13 protein-coding genes and 1 tRNA gene are annotated in these 16238 nt (G+C 69.7%); 6 read left to right on the top strand and 8 right to left on the bottom strand.

The window, feature by feature from the left end; translation table 11 throughout:
- Positions 1 to 87 precede the first annotated feature (87 nt).
- The 3 genes from htpX (at position 88) to QQ657_RS41280 (ending at position 3462) form a co-directional block, all read left to right on the top strand.
- Complete coding sequence (gene htpX / locus QQ657_RS41270) at positions 88 to 939, top strand: zinc metalloprotease HtpX (RefSeq protein ID WP_284747803.1); 852 nt, start codon at positions 88 to 90, stop codon at positions 937 to 939.
- Positions 940 to 1055: 116 nt separating this feature from the next.
- On the top strand, positions 1056 to 2150 hold the full coding sequence (locus tag QQ657_RS41275) for an LLM class flavin-dependent oxidoreductase (RefSeq protein WP_284747804.1): 1095 nt from the start codon (positions 1056 to 1058) through the stop codon (positions 2148 to 2150).
- Position 2151: 1 nt separating this feature from the next.
- Positions 2152 to 3462: an NtaA/DmoA family FMN-dependent monooxygenase gene (locus QQ657_RS41280; RefSeq protein ID WP_284747805.1), complete on the top strand. Its 1311-nt coding sequence runs from the start codon at positions 2152 to 2154 to the stop codon at positions 3460 to 3462.
- On the opposite strand, the gene rfbA is transcribed toward QQ657_RS41280, so the two are convergent.
- Together rfbA and QQ657_RS41290 are read right to left on the bottom strand one after the other, a co-directional pair.
- Positions 3459 to 4340, bottom strand: a complete 882-nt coding sequence (gene rfbA, locus QQ657_RS41285) for a glucose-1-phosphate thymidylyltransferase RfbA (RefSeq protein WP_284747806.1) — start codon at positions 4338 to 4340, stop codon at positions 3459 to 3461. The genes QQ657_RS41280 and rfbA overlap by 4 nt on opposite strands.
- 58 nt (positions 4341 to 4398) lie before the next feature.
- Positions 4399 to 5535 carry a sialidase family protein gene (locus QQ657_RS41290; RefSeq protein WP_284747807.1) on the bottom strand — a complete coding sequence of 379 codons (1137 nt, stop codon included), beginning with the start codon at positions 5533 to 5535 and terminating at the stop codon, positions 4399 to 4401.
- A gap of 200 nt (positions 5536 to 5735) precedes the next feature.
- Between QQ657_RS41290 and QQ657_RS41295 the strand changes: the two genes are divergently transcribed.
- Positions 5736 to 6404 (top strand): hypothetical protein, encoded by a 669-nt coding sequence (locus QQ657_RS41295; protein WP_284747808.1) that lies wholly within the window; start codon positions 5736 to 5738, stop codon positions 6402 to 6404.
- A 141-nt stretch (positions 6405 to 6545) separates the two neighbouring features.
- On the opposite strand, the gene QQ657_RS41300 is transcribed toward QQ657_RS41295, so the two are convergent.
- Positions 6546 to 7037 carry a YajQ family cyclic di-GMP-binding protein gene (locus QQ657_RS41300; protein WP_284747809.1) on the bottom strand — a complete coding sequence of 164 codons (492 nt, stop codon included), beginning with the start codon at positions 7035 to 7037 and terminating at the stop codon, positions 6546 to 6548.
- Positions 7038 to 7154: 117 nt separating this feature from the next.
- Here QQ657_RS41300 and QQ657_RS41305 point away from each other — a divergent pair.
- A tRNA-Tyr gene (locus tag QQ657_RS41305) sits at positions 7155 to 7237 on the top strand.
- A gap of 46 nt (positions 7238 to 7283) precedes the next feature.
- Here the strand turns inward: QQ657_RS41305 and QQ657_RS41310 are convergent.
- Genes QQ657_RS41310 through QQ657_RS41330 form a run of 5 tightly spaced genes read right to left on the bottom strand, consistent with a single transcriptional unit; the run spans position 7284 to position 14996 of the window.
- The gene (locus tag QQ657_RS41310) at positions 7284 to 10139 is read right to left on the bottom strand and encodes a carbohydrate-binding protein (RefSeq protein ID WP_284747810.1); all 2856 of its coding nucleotides are present in this window, start codon (positions 10137 to 10139) and stop codon (positions 7284 to 7286) included.
- A gap of 22 nt (positions 10140 to 10161) precedes the next feature.
- The gene (locus QQ657_RS41315) at positions 10162 to 11022 is read right to left on the bottom strand and encodes a carbohydrate ABC transporter permease (protein ID WP_284747811.1); all 861 of its coding nucleotides are present in this window, start codon (positions 11020 to 11022) and stop codon (positions 10162 to 10164) included.
- The gene (locus tag QQ657_RS41320; protein ID WP_284747812.1) at positions 11019 to 11975 is read right to left on the bottom strand and encodes a carbohydrate ABC transporter permease; all 957 of its coding nucleotides are present in this window, start codon (positions 11973 to 11975) and stop codon (positions 11019 to 11021) included. The genes QQ657_RS41315 and QQ657_RS41320 overlap by 4 nt, the downstream gene beginning before the upstream one ends.
- A complete protein-coding gene (locus tag QQ657_RS41325; protein ID WP_284747813.1) occupies positions 11972 to 13327 on the bottom strand; it encodes an ABC transporter substrate-binding protein in 1356 nt (451 codons plus the stop codon). The genes QQ657_RS41320 and QQ657_RS41325 overlap by 4 nt, the downstream gene beginning before the upstream one ends.
- A 16-nt stretch (positions 13328 to 13343) precedes the next feature.
- Positions 13344 to 14996 (bottom strand): glycoside hydrolase family 13 protein, encoded by a 1653-nt coding sequence (locus QQ657_RS41330; protein ID WP_284747814.1) that lies wholly within the window; start codon positions 14994 to 14996, stop codon positions 13344 to 13346.
- A 172-nt stretch (positions 14997 to 15168) separates the two neighbouring features.
- On the opposite strand from QQ657_RS41330, the gene QQ657_RS41335 reads away from it, so the two are divergent.
- On the top strand, positions 15169 to 16182 hold the full coding sequence (locus QQ657_RS41335; RefSeq protein WP_284747815.1) for a LacI family DNA-binding transcriptional regulator: 1014 nt from the start codon (positions 15169 to 15171) through the stop codon (positions 16180 to 16182).
- The last annotated feature ends 56 nt before the right edge of the window (positions 16183 to 16238 follow it).

The following is a 16238-nucleotide window of genomic DNA, read 5'->3' on the forward strand; positions in this document are numbered from 1 at the left end:
ATCATCACGTGAAGGAACTTCGCGTCGCCCGATCGCGTTGTTTCCACTGGGTAACCACGGGGAATAAGCGGACGGAGGCGAGCGCGCGTGCACGGGCACCAGAACGGGTTGAAGACAGCGATGCTGCTCGGCCTGCTGTCGGCGATCATCATCGCGATCAGCGGCCTGTTCGGCCGGGGCGCCCTGGTCATCGGCCTGGTCATCGCCCTCGGGATGAATGCGTTCGCGTACTTCAACTCGGACAAGCTGGCGCTGCGCGCGATGCACGCCCGGCCGGTGTCCGAGGTCGAGCAGCCCGCGATGTACCGGATCGTGCGCGAGCTCGCCCACGTCGCCCGCCAGCCGATGCCGCAGCTCTACCTGAGCCCGACCGTCGCGCCCAACGCGTTCGCGACCGGCCGCAGCCCGCGCCACGCCGCCGTCTGCTGCACCACCGGCATCCTGGACCTGCTGGACGAGCGGGAGCTGCGGGCCGTGCTCGGCCACGAGCTGTCCCACGTCTACAACCGCGACATCCTCATTTCGTGCGTCGCCGGCGCGCTGGCCAGCGTGATCAGCGTGCTCGCGAACATCGCGCTGTTCTTCGGCGGCAACAACCGCGACGGCAGCCCGCTGGTCAGCCTGATGCTGATCTTCGTCGGGCCGATCGCGGCGGCCGTCATCCGGATGGGCGTCAGCCGGTCGCGGGAGTACCAGGCCGACGCGTCCGGCGCGGAGCTGACCGGCGACCCGCTGGGCCTGGCGTCGGCGCTGCGGAAGCTGGAGGCCGGGACGCGGGCGCGGCCGCTGGTCGCCGAGCCGCAGCTGGTGTCGCAGTCGCACCTGATGATCGCGAACCCGTTCCGCCCGGGTGAGGGCCTGAGCAAGCTGTTCTCGACGCACCCGCCGATCGCCGAGCGCATCGCGCGCCTCGAAGAAATGGCCCGCCGCAGCATCTGACCCAGCCGCACTTTCACGTGAAAGTGGCGCCCCCAGGTGGGAGCTTTCACGTGAAAGTGCGCTTTCTCATCTGGTGGGAGCGGGAATCTCATTCGAGCGCGCGGAGTTGCGCAGGCATGGTCTCCGCAGAGCTGCACCTGGGCGTCGCGATCGACGGGGCCGGGTTCCACCCGGCCGCCTGGCGGGTTTCCGCGGCCGAGCCCGCCGCGCTGTTCACCTCCGGCCACTACCTGAAGTACGCGAAGCTGGCCGAAGCCGCTTCGCTCGACTTCGTCACTCTCGACGACTCGCTGGCGCTGCAGTCCGGCGGCGAGGGAGTCGTGCGCGGGCGCCTCGACGCGCTGCTCACGCTGTCGGCCATCGCCCCGGCGACCAGCCGGATCGGCCTGGTTCCGACGGTCACCACCACGCACACCGAGCCGTTCCACGTCTCGACGTCGGTCGCGACCCTGGACTACGCGAGCCGCGGCCGCGCCGGCGTGCTCGCGGTGCCGTCCCTGACCGAGGCCGAGGCCACGCACTTCGGCCGCCGTCCGGCCCCTTCACCGCAGGACGGGGAGGCCGAGACCACCGAGGTCCTCGACGTCATCTCCCGGCTGTGGGACAGCTGGGAGGACGACGCGATCATCCGCGACGCCGCGTCCGGCCGGTTCATCGACCGCGAGAAGCTGCACTACGTCGACTTCGAGGGCCGCTTCTTCAGCGTGAAGGGCCCGTCGATCACCCCGCGCCCGCCGCAGGGCCACCCGGTGACCGCGGTCTACGGCGACTCGCCGCACGCGGTCGGGGCCGACCTGGTCATCACCCGCGCGGACCACCTCGACGCCGTGCGCGCCGCGGCCGCCCGGTTCCCCGGCGCCAAGGTGCTCGCGACGGTGTCGATCGTGCTCGCCGAGACCGAGCAGGGCGCCCGCGACCGGCAGCACGAACTGGACGCCCTGGTCCCGTTCGAGCCCGTCGGCCTGTCGTTCGTCGGCACCCCTGCGCAGCTGGCCGCCGAGCTGCCCCGCTGGGCCGCCGAGACCGGCGTCGCCGGGTTCCACCTGCGCCCCGCCGTCCTGCCCGACGACCTCGACCTGCTCGCCGGCGAAGTCGTTCCGGCGCTGCGCGCGGCCGGCGCGTTCCGGACCGGCTACCGCGGTACGAGCCTGCGCGACCACCTCGGCCTCGGCCGGGCCGTCAACGCCTACGCCGTCACCCCGGGAGCCTGAGATGACCAAGCAGATCAAGCTCGCCGCGCACTTCCCCGGCGTCAACAACACGACGGTCTGGAGCGACCCCGCGTCGGGCAGCCAGATCGACTTCGCCTCCTTCGAGCACCTCGCCCGCACAGCCGAGCGCGGCAAGTTCGACTTCCTCTTCCTCGCCGAGGGACTGCGGCTGCGCGAGCACGCCGGCAAGATCCTCGACTCCGACGTCGTCGGCCGGCCCAACACGACCACCGTGCTGGCCGCGCTGTCCGCCGTCACCATGCACCTCGGCCTGGCCGGGACGCTGTCCTCGACGTTCAACGAGCCCTACGAGGTCGCCCGCCAGGTCGCGAGCATCGACCACCTCTCCGGCGGGCGCGCGGCGTGGAACGTCGTGACGTCGCCGGACGCGTGGACCGGGAAGAACTTCCGCCGCGGCGGCTTCCTCAAACGCGAGGACCGCTACGCGCGCGCCGAGGAGTTCCTGGCCACCGTGCGCGAGCTGTGGGACAGCTGGCAGCCCGGCACCCTGGTGGGGGACAAGGAAAACGGCATCTTCGCCCGCGACCCCGGCAAGTTCGTCCACAGTGGACCGCAATTCGGCATCCACGGCGAGTTCACGCTGCCGCGGACCCCGCAGGGACAGCCGATCGTCATCCAGGCCGGCGACTCCGACGAAGGCCGCGAGTTCGCCGCGAAGGCCGCCGACGTCATCTTCAGCCGGCACGGCACCCTCGAAGACGGCCAGGCGTTCTTCCACGACGTCAAGCGGCGGCTGGCCACGTACGGCCGCGAGCACGGCGAGCTGCTGATCATGCCGGCCGCGACGTTCGTCCTGGGCGACACCGACGCCGAAGCCGAGGAGCACGCGCGCGAGATCCGGCTCCAGCAGGTGCGGCCGGCGACCGCGATCCAGTTCCTCGAGCAGGTCTGGAGCCGCGACCTGTCGGGCTACGACGTCGACGGCCCGCTGCCCGAGATCGACCCCGACCCGGCCGCCGAGCCGCTGACCTGGGGCCGCGTCCGGCACGAGAAGGACCAGCTCGCGCTCGCGCGCAAGTGGCGGGCGCTCGCGGAGGAGAAGAAGCTCTCGATCCGCGAGCTGGTGATCGAGGCCACCGCGCGCCAGCAGTTCGTCGGCACGCCGGCGACGGTCGCTTCGGCGATCGACGGCTACGTCCAGTCGGACGCGGCCGACGGGTTCGTCCTCGTGCCGCACCTGACGCCGGGCGGGCTCGACGAGTTCGTCGACAAAGTCGTCCCCCACCTGCAGGAACGCGGGGTGTTCCGTACCGAGTACGCCGGGCCGACGCTGCGCGAGCAGCTGTTCTAGACCGAAGCTCCCGCGGCCGCGGCGACTGCCTTCACGTAGTCGCCGTAGCCGGACTTCGCGAGCTTCTCGCCCAGCGCGTAGCACTCGTCGGCGTCGATGAAGCCCATCCGCAGCGCGATCTCCTCGAGGCACGCGATGCGCACGCCGGTGCGGTGCTCCAGCACCTGCACGAACTGGCCGGCTTCGAGCAGCGAGTCGTGCGTGCCGGTGTCGAGCCACGCGAAACCGCGGCCGAGGTCGACCAAGGACGCCCGGTCCTGGCGCACGTACGTGAGGTTGACGTCGGTGATCTCGAGCTCACCGCGCGCCGACGGCTTCAGCGCGCGGGCGATGTCGACGACCTCGTTGTCGTAGATGTACAGCCCGGTGATCGCCTTGTTCGAGCGCGGCTTGGCGGGCTTTTCTTCGATGGACACGAGCTTGCCGCCCGCGTCGACCTCGCCGACGCCGTAGCGCTCGGGGTCCTTCACCGGGTAGCCGAACAGGACGCAGCCGTCGAGCTCGAGCACAGCCTGCTGCAGGCGGCCGGAGAAGCCCTGGCCGTAGAAGATGTTGTCGCCGAGCACGAGCGCCACGTCGTCGTCGCCGATGAAGTCCGCGCCGATCACGAAGGCCTCGGCCAGTCCGTTCGGGCTGGGCTGCTCGGCGTAGGAGAACGAGAGGCCGAACTGGTCGCCGTTGCCGAGCAGCTTGCGGAACATCGGCAGGTCGGCGGGGGTGGAGATGACGAGGATCTCGCGGATCCCGGCCAGCATCAGCACCGAGATCGGGTAGTAGACCATCGGTTTGTCGTAGACCGGCAGCAGCTGCTTCGACACCGCCTGGGTGATCGGGTGCAGGCGTGTCCCGCTGCCTCCGGCCAGCACGATGCCCTTCATGAACTGCCTCCTCGGAACCGGGCTTCTCGGTCGGCCCCACCCTACGGGCCGGGCGGGATCAGAAAGCCGGTCCCTTGCCGAAGTAGGCCTTGCAGCCCGAGTTGTACTCGGTGGCGATCTCGAGGACGTTCTTGCCGTCGTCGACCGGCAGCAGCGTCGAGGAGTAGTTCGGGCAGAAGTTGTTGTGGATGCCGGTGATGTGCACCGGCGCGGGCAGCTCGTACCAGTTGCCGCTGCCGAAGTTGTCGTTCGCCAGCAGCACCTGGCCGTTCTTCGGCTGCGGCTGGCCCTTCGCGTTGGTGTAGATCTGCCCGACCATGACGATCCGCACGCCGTTCGGGCCGCCGGGGAAGAGCGTGATCGTCTGCGCGTGCTGGAAGTAGTTGCCGTTCGCGGTGTCGACGCGCGTGCCGGGGTCGGTGGGGCTGCCCCAGTTGGCGCCGTCGGGGGAGATCTTGAAGTACGGGTCGCAGTAGCGGTCGCGGAAGTTGCAGATCTCGTAGGCGAAGTAGTAGCGGCCGTCGGGCAGCCTGCGGATGATCGGCATGCCGGGCCGGACCCGGTCCGGTGGGATGGCGAGGGTGAGCTGCTTGGTGCCCCAGTTCACGCCGTCGGTCGAGGCGACGCGGTTGAGGACCTGCGCGTACTTCGGTGCCTGCGTCTCGTCGGCGAAGTGGAGCCAGAGCGTGCCGCCGGCGTCGACGGTGAACTCGGGCTCCCAGATGCCGTCGATGTTGTGCGAGCGGGCGGCTTCGGACAGGAAGCCCCACGAGCGGCCGCCGTCCTTGCTGGCCCACACCTTGATACCGACGCGCCGCTGCGCCCCGGCGTCCTGCCGGTAGGAGGCGGCCCAGAGCAGGGTGCCCGCGCGGAGCCGGCCGACCCGCTGCGGGAGTTCGTAGAGCGTGCCGCAGCACATGCCGTACCGGCCGTCGGGGTCGTGGATGGCGCCGATCTGGTGGAACGTCTCGCCCTCGTCGGTGCTCTCCATGACGGGCGTGAACTTGCCACCGGCGTCTTCGCTGGTCAGCGCGGCGATGATGTGCCCGCGGCCGAAGATCGAGTAGTCGAGCCGGACCAGGCGCGCGTAGGAGCCGAGGCCGGGCAGGAGCTGCTTGCGCTCGGCGGCGCTCGCGGGGGTCAGTGTCGCGCCGATCACGGTTAGTGACAGCACGAAGGCGAGCAAGCGGCGCATCTTGACCCTCTCCACGCGGTGACCGCGCGATTACAGCACGCGTCCCGGGTCCTTCGTGGACAGTCACACGGGGCATTCCCGCGTTCGAGGGGTTTGCAGTGCGCTTTCGGGTGACCGGTGACGCGCGGCGACGGTAACGCTCCGGCAAAGGGCGCCGAAAGATCACCAGGGGGGCCGGTTGGTGGTCCCGAGGGGGAACGATGAAACTCCGGCTGTCCTGCCTGCTGGCGGTGGTCCTGGTGTCCGCGTGCGCACCCGCGACAGGGTTCGGCACGATCGTCGGGGCGCCGACGTCGTCTTCGGCCGAGGTGCCGGCGCCCACGTCTTCGGCGGCCCCAGTACCGCACGACGTGCCGACCGAGACGCACACGGGCAAGGGCGAGGGCGAGTTCGCGGTGACGTGGCCGGCGGACCAGCTGGGTTTCTTCACGTTCGACTGCCCGAAGTGCGACTCGAACGTGATCATCAGCACGGACGGCGGCGAGTTCGGCCTGGTCAACGCGATCGGCAAGTACAAGGGCACGACGTGGCTCAACACGGACCCGGACCGCCCGACGAGAAAGGTGACGGTCCTGGCGAACGCGGCCTGGACGGCAACGATCGCGGACTACCGCAGCGTGCCGGCGGTGGCCTCGGGCGCACCGACCTCAGGCAAGGGCGACGCGGTGTTGCGCGTACCGGAGGGGATCACGCACGTGAAGTTCACGGCGAAGACCCGCGGCAACATCGGACTGTGGGTCCATTCGGAGGAGGACCGCGACCTGCTGGTGAATGAGATCGGCGACGTCGACGTGGACCGTGAAGTGCGCGGGCCGGCATATCTGCGCGTGGACGGGTACGAAGCGAGCTGGACGGTGACGCCGTCCTGAGAAAGCCGCGGCAGACAGCCACCAGCCCGAGCGCAGGACGAAAAGCCCGGCCATCTCGGAGACCTGCCCGTCCGGCGAGGACATCTTTAGAAGTGAGGCGGACCCACGGGCAGCTAACGCCCGCAGGTCAACCCGCCAAAATCACCGGTAGTTCGTGAACTGCAACGCGATCTCGAAGTCCTTGCCCTTCAGCAAGGCGATCACATCCTGCAGCTGGTCCTTCTTCTTGCCCGAAACCCGCAGCTGATCACCCTGGATCTGAGCCTGCACACCCTTGGGCCCCTCATCCCGGATGAACTTGGCGATCTGCTTCGCCTTGTCGGACGCGATGCCCTGGATGATCTTGCCGCTGAGCTTGTAGATCTTGCCCGAGAGGGCCGGCTCGTCCGCTTCGAACGCCTTCAAGGAGATGCTGCGCTTGATCAGCTTCTCCTTGAACACCTCGACCGCGGCCAGCGCGCGCTCCTCCGTCTCGGACTCGATCGCGATCGCCTCCTCGCCGGACCAGTTGATCGTCGTGCCCGTGCCGCGGAAGTCGAAGCGCGTGCCCAGCTCCTTGCTCGCCTGGTTGAGCGCGTTGTCCACCTCCTGGCGGTCGACCTTGCTCACGACGTCGAAAGAGGGATCCGCCACGTGTCCTCACACCTCGTACTCGCTTGTCAGGGGCACCCAGCCTAGTCCCGGGTATCCCGGTTGACCCCCGCCGGGAGTGCTTGGGTAAGCTTCTTCCCGGCCGGTACGACCGGCCATGGCGGGTTACCCGAGTGGCCAAAGGGGACTGGCTGTAAACCAGTTGGCTTACGCCTACGGGGGTTCGAATCCCTCACCCGCCACGCTCAACGGCCCCGGTGACCAGCAAGGTCACCGGGGCCGTTTGCGTCAGAAGCCCGAGTTGCCGGCTCCCCGCACCAGCGTGTAACCGCCGTCGTTGAGCAAGCCGCCCGATGTGGCGCCCGTCACCGTGGTGTGCGCGATCGCCGCGCTGCCCGTCGCGTTCGTCTCGAGGCCGTACGTGCCCGCCCCCGCGATCGTCACGCGGTCGAAGCTCAGCTGCGTGATCGACTTCTGGTAGCTCAGCAGCACGCCCTGGTAGCTGCTGTCCGTCAGCGTCAGGTCCTCGACGACGATCGGCGACGCGATGTCCGCCGAGTCCGCGTAGATCCAGAGCCCGCCGATCGCCGAGTTCCAGTTGTGCTCGAAGCTGCCCGTGCGCAGGAGCGTGTTGCGCCGGATCGACGTCGTGCCGGACAGCGGGACCGGGTTGAACCGGGTGCCGACCGTGATGCCCGAACCCGCCTCGACGTTGTCCGACACCACGTTGTCCTCGACGCGGTTGCCGCTGCCGCCGAAGACGCCGATGCCGTTCGCCAGCGCCGGCGACTGGACCGTGTTGAACGTGTACGCGCTCCCGGCCACCGTGTTGCCTTCGGAGAACATCGCCAGCCCGTCGTCGCCGGTGTTGCGGACCATCGACTGGTCCACCCGCACGTTGCTCGTCCCCGCGTCCTTGGCGTGGATGTTGACGCCGTCCGCGAACGTGTCGCGGATCCGCGTCCCGACCACGTACAGGCCGTTCGTGCCCGAGTCCGCCCACAGCCCGACCTTGGTGTGCTCGATCCACAGGTTCTGGATCAGCGACCCCGTCCCGAAGTTGCCGTCGAGCGCGCCGTCCGAGCCGTTGTCGTCGCGGACCCGGACGTCACCGAAGATCGCGAAGTCCGCCAGCGTCACGTTGCTGCCCGTGCCGAAGAAGCCACCGCGCGGGCCGGTGCCCTGGATCACCGAGGACCACGGGCCGGTGCCGTAAACGCGCACGTTCGCGACGTTGATCTTCGACGTGATCCGGAACGTCCCGGCCGGGATCCACACCGGCTTGTTCTGCGACGCGCCCGCCGCGATCGCGGCGTTGATCGCCGACGTCGCGTCCGAGCCGTTGTCCGGCACCGCGCCGTACGACGTGATGGACAACGCACCCGCCGGGGCCGTCGCCGCGGCCGGCGCCTGCTCGGCGTCCAGCAGGTCGACGTCGTAGTACGCGGCCGTGCTCGACGCGTCCTTTTGCAGCTTCAGGACCGTGCCTGCGGGCCAGTCGCCGATCAAGGCGCGCGTCTCGTCGTAGAACCGGTGCGGGCTGCCCTGCGACGGCACGTTCGTGTACGGGTACGCGCCGTAGACCCAGCTGTAATTCGACGTCAGCGACAGGTCGCGGATCTTCGTCCCGTTCGCGTAGAGAGCGAGCGGCGCGGTCTGCCCGGCGCCGTCCGCGGTGTCCGGGATCGAGAACCGCAGCGTGACGGCGTTCGCGGGCTTGGTCAGCGTGAAGCTCACCGACTGCCCGGTCGCGCCCAGCCGCACCGCGCGGCGGCCGCTCGACTCGGCCTGGACCGTGTGGAACGTCCGGTCCGCGGCGAGCACAGTCCCGGTGGTCGTCTCGGCTTCGGCCTCGTACTCGGTGTACGGCGTCGTCGCGCCACGCGCGGCCAGCGCCGTCTCGTTCGCGACGACCACGCTGTCGACCTGCACGTCGCTGCCGGTCCCGGCCAGCTGCAGCGTGTTGACCCCCGCGCGGACCGGTACCGAAACCGTCGCCGTCCGCCAGCCGGTGCCAGTGGGCAGGGACGCGGACCCGGCGTCACGGCCGTTCGCCGACACCGCGAGGGCGCCTGCTCCACTGAACCGGATCGTCGCGGTCGCCGTGCCCGCCGACGCCATCGCGAAGGTGCGGACCAGACGCGCGCCCGTCGTCGCGAAGCCCGTCACATAGCCCGGACCGGTGTATCCAGCGGTCGTCGCGCCGACGGTCGCGCCGCCGGAGAGGAATGCGGCTTCAGCCTCGCCAGGACCAGCAGGCACCGAAGTAGTCACGGTCAGGCTGTCGAGGTTCACGTTGCCGGAATCGGTGCTGTCGAAGGCGTACGCCACCGTGTGGTCACCCGCGGCCAGCGTCACGGACTCGGTCGCCGACGTCCAGGTGTCCCAGTTCGCCGACGCCGGCAGCGACACCTGCCGTTGCCGGACACTGTCGACATAGAGCGAAAGCGTCATGGCGGTACCGGTGCCGTTCGCGTACCGGAGCGCAAGGGACTGCGGCCCGGCGGTGGTCACCTTGACCGCGAACGACGTCCGGGCGTTGCCCTTGTTCCCGTCGGTGTACCCGCCGACGAACCCGCTCCCGCTGTAGCCGGGATGGTCGGTCGCGACGACCGCGCCGCCCGAGAGTGTCGCGTTCTCCGCCTCGAACAACGGACCCGCCTGCCCGGTCGCGGACGGTGTGACGTCGAGGCGGTCCAGGTTGACGTTGCCGCTGTCACCCGAGCCGAAGGTGTACGACACGCTGTGCGCGCCCGCGCCGAGCGAGACGGCCACGCTCGCCGAACCCCAGCTGTCCCAGGAAGCTGTGGCGGGCAAGGAAATCTGCTGTGCCGTGGAATCCACGGTCAGGGTGAGGGTTCGAGAAGAGCCGGTGCCGTTCGCATAACCGAGCGCGAGGGTGTACGAACCGGCCGACGCGGCGGAGACGGCGAACGTCGTCCGCGCGGTGCCGCGATGGCCGTCGGTGAAACCGCCGACGAAGCCGGAACCGCTGTAGCCGGGATGGTCGGTTTCGACCACGGCGCCGCCCGCAAGAGCGGCGGATTCGGCTTCGAGACGGGTGGTCGCGGCGTGGGCCGGGACCGTGGAAACCACCGCGGTGAAAGTGAGTACCGCGACGGCCAGAACAGAGGATGTGCGCATCTGTTTTCTCCCAACCAGAGAGTCAGCCTTTGACAGCTCCGCCCAGCGCGTTGCCGCGCAGGAACATCCGCTGGAACACGAGGAACAACACGACGGGAATGACCGTCGAAATAGCCAAAGCGGCGAGGAAGACGTCCAGCTCGACGAACTTCTGCAACGCCGGCAACCGGACCGAAAGCGGCTGGACCGCCGGGTCGGGCAGCACCAGCATCGGCCACAGGAAGTCCTTCCAGGCGGCCACGATCGCGAACACCGAGACGACACCCAGGATCGGGCGGGACATCGGCAGGACAACCGACCAGAACAGGCGTAGCGGCCCGGCGCCGTCGACGCGCGCCGCTTCGAACACCTCACGCGGGAGGTTGTCGAAGAACCGTTGCACCAGAAGGATGTTGAACGCGCTGGCACCCGAGGGCAGCCAGACCGCCCAGAACGAGTTGATCAGCGAGAAGTCCACCATGGACAGATAAAGCGGCACCAGCAGCACGATCGCCGGCACGAACAACGTCGTCAGAACGACGCCGGTGAGCACGCGACGGTAGCGCGGCCGCAGCACCGACAGCGCGAACCCGGCCGTCGTCGCGACGAGCAGCTGCACCAGCCACGACCCGGCGGCGACCCACACGGTGTTGAGGAAGTACTTGTCGATCTGCACCCGGTTCCACGCCGTGGCGAGGTTGGCGAAGTCGATTCCGTGCGGCCACAACGCGAGTGGTTCGCGCAGCGTGTCCTGCGTCGGCGTGACCGCCGCCTTCGCCAGCCACAGCATCGGGCCCAGGCCGGCCAGGAACAACGCCGCGAGCAGGAGCGTGTGCAGCGTGCGGGTGGTGCGGCGGACGGCGGGCCGCCGCCAGTCCGACGGCGAGAGCAGGGCGCGCGTCATGACTTGCTCCAGGAGCGGGTGAGGCGGAAGTACACGGCGGAGAACAGGCCCAGGACCAGGGCGAGCAGGACGCTCAACGCGGTCGCCGCGCCGTAGTCGCCGCCGAGGCTGTCGGCGAAGGCGTAGTTGTAGACGAGCAGCAGGATCGTGGTCGTCGACCGCGCCGGGCCGCCGCCGGTGAACAGGAACGGCTCGAGGAACACCTGCGCCGTGCCGACGATCTGCAGGATGAACGTGATCAGCAGGACCCCGCGCAGGTGCGGCAGCGTGACGTGCCGGACCTTGCCCCAGACCGACGCGCCGTCGATCTCGGCCGCCTCGTACTGCTCGGGCGGGACGCTGGTCAGCGCGGCCAGGTAGATGATGATCGTGGCGCCGGCCGCGGCCCACGTCGCTTCCGCGACCAGCGAAAACATCGCCGTCGACGCCGACTGCAGCCACGGCGCCGGGCTGATCCCGACCGCGCCCAGCACGGTGTTGAACACGCCGTTCGGGCTCGCGTCGTAGAAGAACTTCCACAGCAGCACGGCCACCACCGGCGGGATCACCACCGGCAGGTAGGCCAGCGCGCTGTAGAGCCCCTTCGCCCGGCGGACCTCGCTCATCAGCACCGCGGCCAGCAGCGGGATCGGGTAGCCGAGCAGCAGCGCGAGCACGGCGAACCACAGCGTGTTGCCGACGGCGTTCCACAGCTGCGGATCACCGAGGACAGCGCGATAGTTGTCCAGCCCGACGAACACCGGGTCCGAGACGAGGTTCGTCTGCTGGAAGCTCATCACGACGGCCTGGCCGATCGGCCGCCACGAGAACAGCCCGAACACCACCAGCATCGGCAGCAGGAAAAGCACCGTGCCGAGGCCACCGCCGCGCACCCACGTCATGGGGGTGCGACGGCGGCGGGCCCGGGCCGGGCGGGTGCTGGTGACCGCCGGCCGGGCCGCCGTGAGCGTCACGGCTTGTCCAGCAACGCCTGGGCCTGCGTCTGCGCGTCGGCCAGCAGGGCGGGGATGTCCGCGCCGCGGTCGGTCAGGACCTTCTGTGCCACCGGGTCGAGCAGGCCGTAGACCTGCTGGGTGGATCGCGTCGGCTCGGGGATCAGCGGCTGGCCGAACATCTTGTCCGTGTACGGCGTCATCTGCTTCACCGGCACGTTGACGTACTGCGCGATCCAGCCCAGCCGCTGGTCGAAGGTGGCCTTGTCGAACACCGGCAGCTCGGGCGAGCCGACGGCCTCGCCGGAGTCCGCGGTCGTCTTCGCGTCGGCGACCGCGGCGGCCTGGTCGGCCTGCTTCTGCAGGTAGTAGAAGTCGATCCACTTCACGGCCGCGGCCTTCACGGGGTCCTTCGCCTTGGCGTTGACCGCCGCGAGGGTGCCGCCACCGAGGACGCCGGCGCCCGGGCCGTCGAGCGGGAGGGCCGTAACGCCGTAGTCGTCCGCCTTGATCGCGTTCTGCGCCTTGAGCGAGCCGTAGTTGCCGCCGCCGGAGACGTACATCCCGATCCGGCCGGCGGCGAAGTCCTGGTTGATGCCGTTCCAGTCGTAGAGGAAGTTGGCGCCCATGCTGTTGTCGTCCCAGCGCATGGTGTGGATGGTCTGCAGCGCGCGGGCCATCTGCGGGGTGTTCAGCGTGGCCGTGGCCTTGTCACCGGAGAGCTGTTCGGTGCGGCCGCCGAAGGCGTAGTCGAGCGTGGTGAGGATCCAGCCGCCGGTGTTGTCCGTGGTCAGCTGGGCGTACCCGGCCTGGCCGGTCTTCTGCGCGATCTGCTTCGCGTCCGCGCGGATCTCGTCCCAAGTGGACGGCGGCTTGTCGGGGTCGAGGCCGGCTTGCTTGAAGAGCGTCCGGTTGTAGTGCAACGCCTGGCCGTGCGCGGCGATCGGGACGGCCCACATCTTCCCGTCGGCGGCCGAGCCCGCCTTCGCGACCTCGGGGTTGAACTTCTTCGCGTACGGCAGCTGGTCGACCAGGCCGCTGATGTCGGCGAGCTGACGGCGTTCGATCAGGCCGCGGCCGTCGGTGAACGGCATGGTCAGGACGTCCGGGAGCGTGCCGCCCGCCAGCTGCGCGGTGAACGTCGTCGCGTCCCACTTGAACTCCTGCGGGACGAGGTCGATCTTCGGGTTCGCGGTTTCGAACTGCGTCACCCGGGCGTTGAACGCGGCGACCGCGCCCTGGTCGAGGCCCGGTTCGATGGACACCTTGACGACGGTCTTGCCGTCGGCGGTCGTGGTGTCGTCGGTGCCGGAACAGGCGGTCAGCGCGGCGGCGGCGCACAGGCAGACCGCGGCGATCTTCGAGGACTTCATCGTCACTCCTGGCGGGTTACTGGACTCGCAGCCAGACGGCTGTGTCGGTGGGCAACTGGGAGCCGGTCAGCTCGCTGCTGGCGAGCAGGATTTCGAGGTGGGCGGGCAGGTCGGTCGGGGTTGCGCCGAAGTTGACCAGGCAGAGCAGGTCGTCGCCACGGCGGAAGGCGAGGATGTCGGCGCTGTCCTCGGCCGCCCAGGCGAACTCCTCGCCACGCAGCGCGGGTTCGGACCGCCGCAGCGCGATCATGGTGCGGTAGAGCGTCAGCATCGACCGCGGATCGCCGTCCTGCCGCTCGACCGAGTAGTCGCCCCAGTTCGCCGGCTGGGGCAGCCACGGTGTTCCGGCACCGAACCCGAACGCGCTGTCCGCGTCGGACGTCCAGGGCAGCGGGACGCGGCAGCCGTCGCGGCCGGGGTCGGTGCCGCCGGAGCGGAAGTGCATCGGGTCCTGCAGCACGTCCAGCGGCAGGTCCTCGACTTCGGGCAGGCCCAGCTCGTCACCCTGGTAGACGTACAGCGAGCCGGGCAGGGCCGCCGACAGCAGTGCGGCCGCGCGGGCGCGACGCTGGGCCTTCGCGAGGTCCGTGGGGATGCCGAAAGCGCGTGCGACGAAGCCGAACGAGCTGTCCTCACGGCCGTAGCGGGTGGCCGCGCGGGTGACGTCGTGGTTGGACAGCACCCACGTCGGCGGCGCGCCGACCGGGCCGTGGGCGTCCAAAGTGGACACGATGGCGGTGCGCAGCTCGCCGGCGTCCCACGGGCGCATCATGAAGTCGAAGTTGAACGCCGTGTGCATCTCGTCCGGCCGCAGGTAGCGGGCGAAGCGGTGCGGGTCGGCCAGCCAGACCTCGCCGACCAGCACGCGCGGCTCGGCGTAGGAGTCGGCGACGGCCCGCCAGGCTCGGTAGATGTCGTGGATCTCGTCGCGGTCGACGAACGGGTGCGCGTCCGGCGTCACCTCGGTGGGTAGCGAAGGGTCCTTGACCGGCATGGTCGCGGAGTCGATGCGGATGCCCGCGACGCCCCGGTCGAACCAGAACCGCAGTACCCGCTCGTGCTCGGCGCGGACGTCCGGGTGGTTCCAGTTCAGGTCCGGCTGCTCGGGCGCGAACAGGTGCAGGTACCACTCGCCGGGTGTGCCGTCCGGCTCGGTGACGCGGGTCCAGGTGCCGCCGGAGAAGCTGGACTCCCAGTCTGTCGGCGGCAGCTCGCCGTGTTCGCCACGGCCCGGGCGGAACCAGAACCGTTGCCGCTCGGGCGATCCCGGCCCGGCAGCGAGCGCGGCTCGGAACCACTCGTGCTGGTCCGAGACGTGGTTGGGGACGATGTCCACAATGGTCTTGATGCCCAGCCCGGCGGCTTCGGCGATCAGCTGCTCGGCTTCTTCGAGGGTGCCGAAAGCCGGGTCGATGACGCGGTAGTCGGCGACGTCGTAACCGCCGTCGGCCAGCGGCGAGGAGTACCAGGGCGTGAACCAGAGGGCGTCCACGCCGAGGCGTTTGAGGTGGGGCAGGCGGGCGCGGACGCCGGCGAGATCGCCGGTGCCGTCGCCGTTGCCGTCGGCGAAACTGCGCGGGTAGATCTGGTAGATGACCGCACCGCGCCACCACGGCGCCGCCTGTTCGGCGGGTGCGGTCAGCGGGCTGGTCGAGAGGTCTGTGGTCACGGGACTCCCGTTCTGGCTCAACGGTTTCCGGAGCGCGGCGAAGGGTGCGGACCGGCGTCCGCAGGGATTAGGTTTAGCGCTATACCTCGATAGACGGTAATGTCGTCCCCGGCCGGTTGTCAACGGCCGGTCCCGTAACCTTGGGGCCCGGGTGAGCGAGAGGAGTCCGAGGGTGCGCGTCACGCTGCGGGAGGTCGCCGAGCAGGCGGGCGTGAGCATGATGACCGTGTCGAACGTGATGAACGGCAACCGCGCGCGGGTCTCACCCGGGACCATCGAAAAGGTCCAGCGCATCGCGGACGAGCTGGGTTACGTCCCGAGCGCGTCAGCCCGCAGCCTCGCGACCAAGGCGTCCCGGCTCGTCGGCCTGCTGGTGCCGGCCGCCGACGAGGACAGCCTGATGATCAGCCCGCACACCATGGCGATCGTCGGCCTGATCGAGCGCGAGCTGCGCAAGTACGGCTACCACCTGCTGCTGCGCGGCGTCGCCCACCCGGACGAGGTCGCCGAGGCGCTGCGCTCGTGGAGCCTCGACGGCGCGATCCTGCTGGGGTTCCTCGACGAGGAGGTCGGCAAGCTGACCAAGAAGACCATCGGCGCGGTCCACGTCGTCGCGATCGACAGCTACTCGGCGAACCGCCTCACAACGGGAACGCGTTCCGACGACTTCGCCGGCGCCCGGCTCGCGGCCCGGCACCTCCTGGACCTCGGCCACCGCCGGATCCTGTTCGCCGGCCCGGCGTTCAGCGGCGTCGGCGTGGTCCACGAACGCTTCGAGGGCTTCTGCCAGGCGTTCGCGGACGCCGGCTTCTCACGGCCGGACCTGGTCGAGACGGTCAACACGACGTACGCGGAGGGCCGGGCACTGGGCCTGACCCTGTGGGATCGGGGCTTGACCGCGGTGTTCGCGACGGCGGACATCCTCGCGGTCGGCATCGTCCACGGCCTGACCGAGGCAGGTGCGCGCGTGCCGGAGGACGTCTCGGTGGTCGGCTTCGACGACCTCGACCTCTGCAACTACGTGACGCCGAAGCTGACGACGGTCGCGCAGGACATCGCCCGCAAGGCGTCGACGGCGGTCTCGATCCTGATGGACTCGATCGAGAAGGGCGAGCGCCCGAAGCGCCCGGTGACGATCGACGTCTCCCTCGTCGAGCGCGAGTCGACCGCCCCCGTCCGGACATAAGAAACGGCCGGTTTCCCTGGGGGAGAGGGAAACCGGCCGTTCAGGTGGCGGCGTTC

This window comes from Amycolatopsis ponsaeliensis, from assembly GCF_030182635.1.
In the GTDB taxonomy this organism is placed as follows: Bacteria; Actinomycetota; Actinomycetes; order Mycobacteriales; family Pseudonocardiaceae; genus Amycolatopsis; species Amycolatopsis ponsaeliensis.

Excerpts from the sequence above, each read along its gene's own strand:
- QQ657_RS41280 (WP_284747805.1), top strand. The coding sequence starts at position 2,152 with ATGACCAAGCAGATCAAGCTCGCCGCGCACTTCCCCGGCGTCAACAAC.
- QQ657_RS41290 (WP_284747807.1), bottom strand. The coding sequence starts at position 5,535 with ATGCGCCGCTTGCTCGCCTTCGTGCTGTCACTAACCGTGATCGGCGCG.
- QQ657_RS41275 (WP_284747804.1), top strand. The coding sequence starts at position 1,056 with ATGGTCTCCGCAGAGCTGCACCTGGGCGTCGCGATCGACGGGGCCGGG.
- QQ657_RS41295 (WP_284747808.1), top strand. The coding sequence starts at position 5,736 with ATGAAACTCCGGCTGTCCTGCCTGCTGGCGGTGGTCCTGGTGTCCGCG.
- QQ657_RS41310 (WP_284747810.1), bottom strand. The coding sequence starts at position 10,139 with ATGCGCACATCCTCTGTTCTGGCCGTCGCGGTACTCACTTTCACCGCG.
- QQ657_RS41325 (WP_284747813.1), bottom strand. The coding sequence starts at position 13,327 with ATGAAGTCCTCGAAGATCGCCGCGGTCTGCCTGTGCGCCGCCGCCGCG.
- QQ657_RS41315 (WP_284747811.1), bottom strand. The coding sequence starts at position 11,022 with ATGACGCGCGCCCTGCTCTCGCCGTCGGACTGGCGGCGGCCCGCCGTC.
- rfbA (WP_284747806.1), bottom strand. The coding sequence starts at position 4,340 with ATGAAGGGCATCGTGCTGGCCGGAGGCAGCGGGACACGCCTGCACCCG.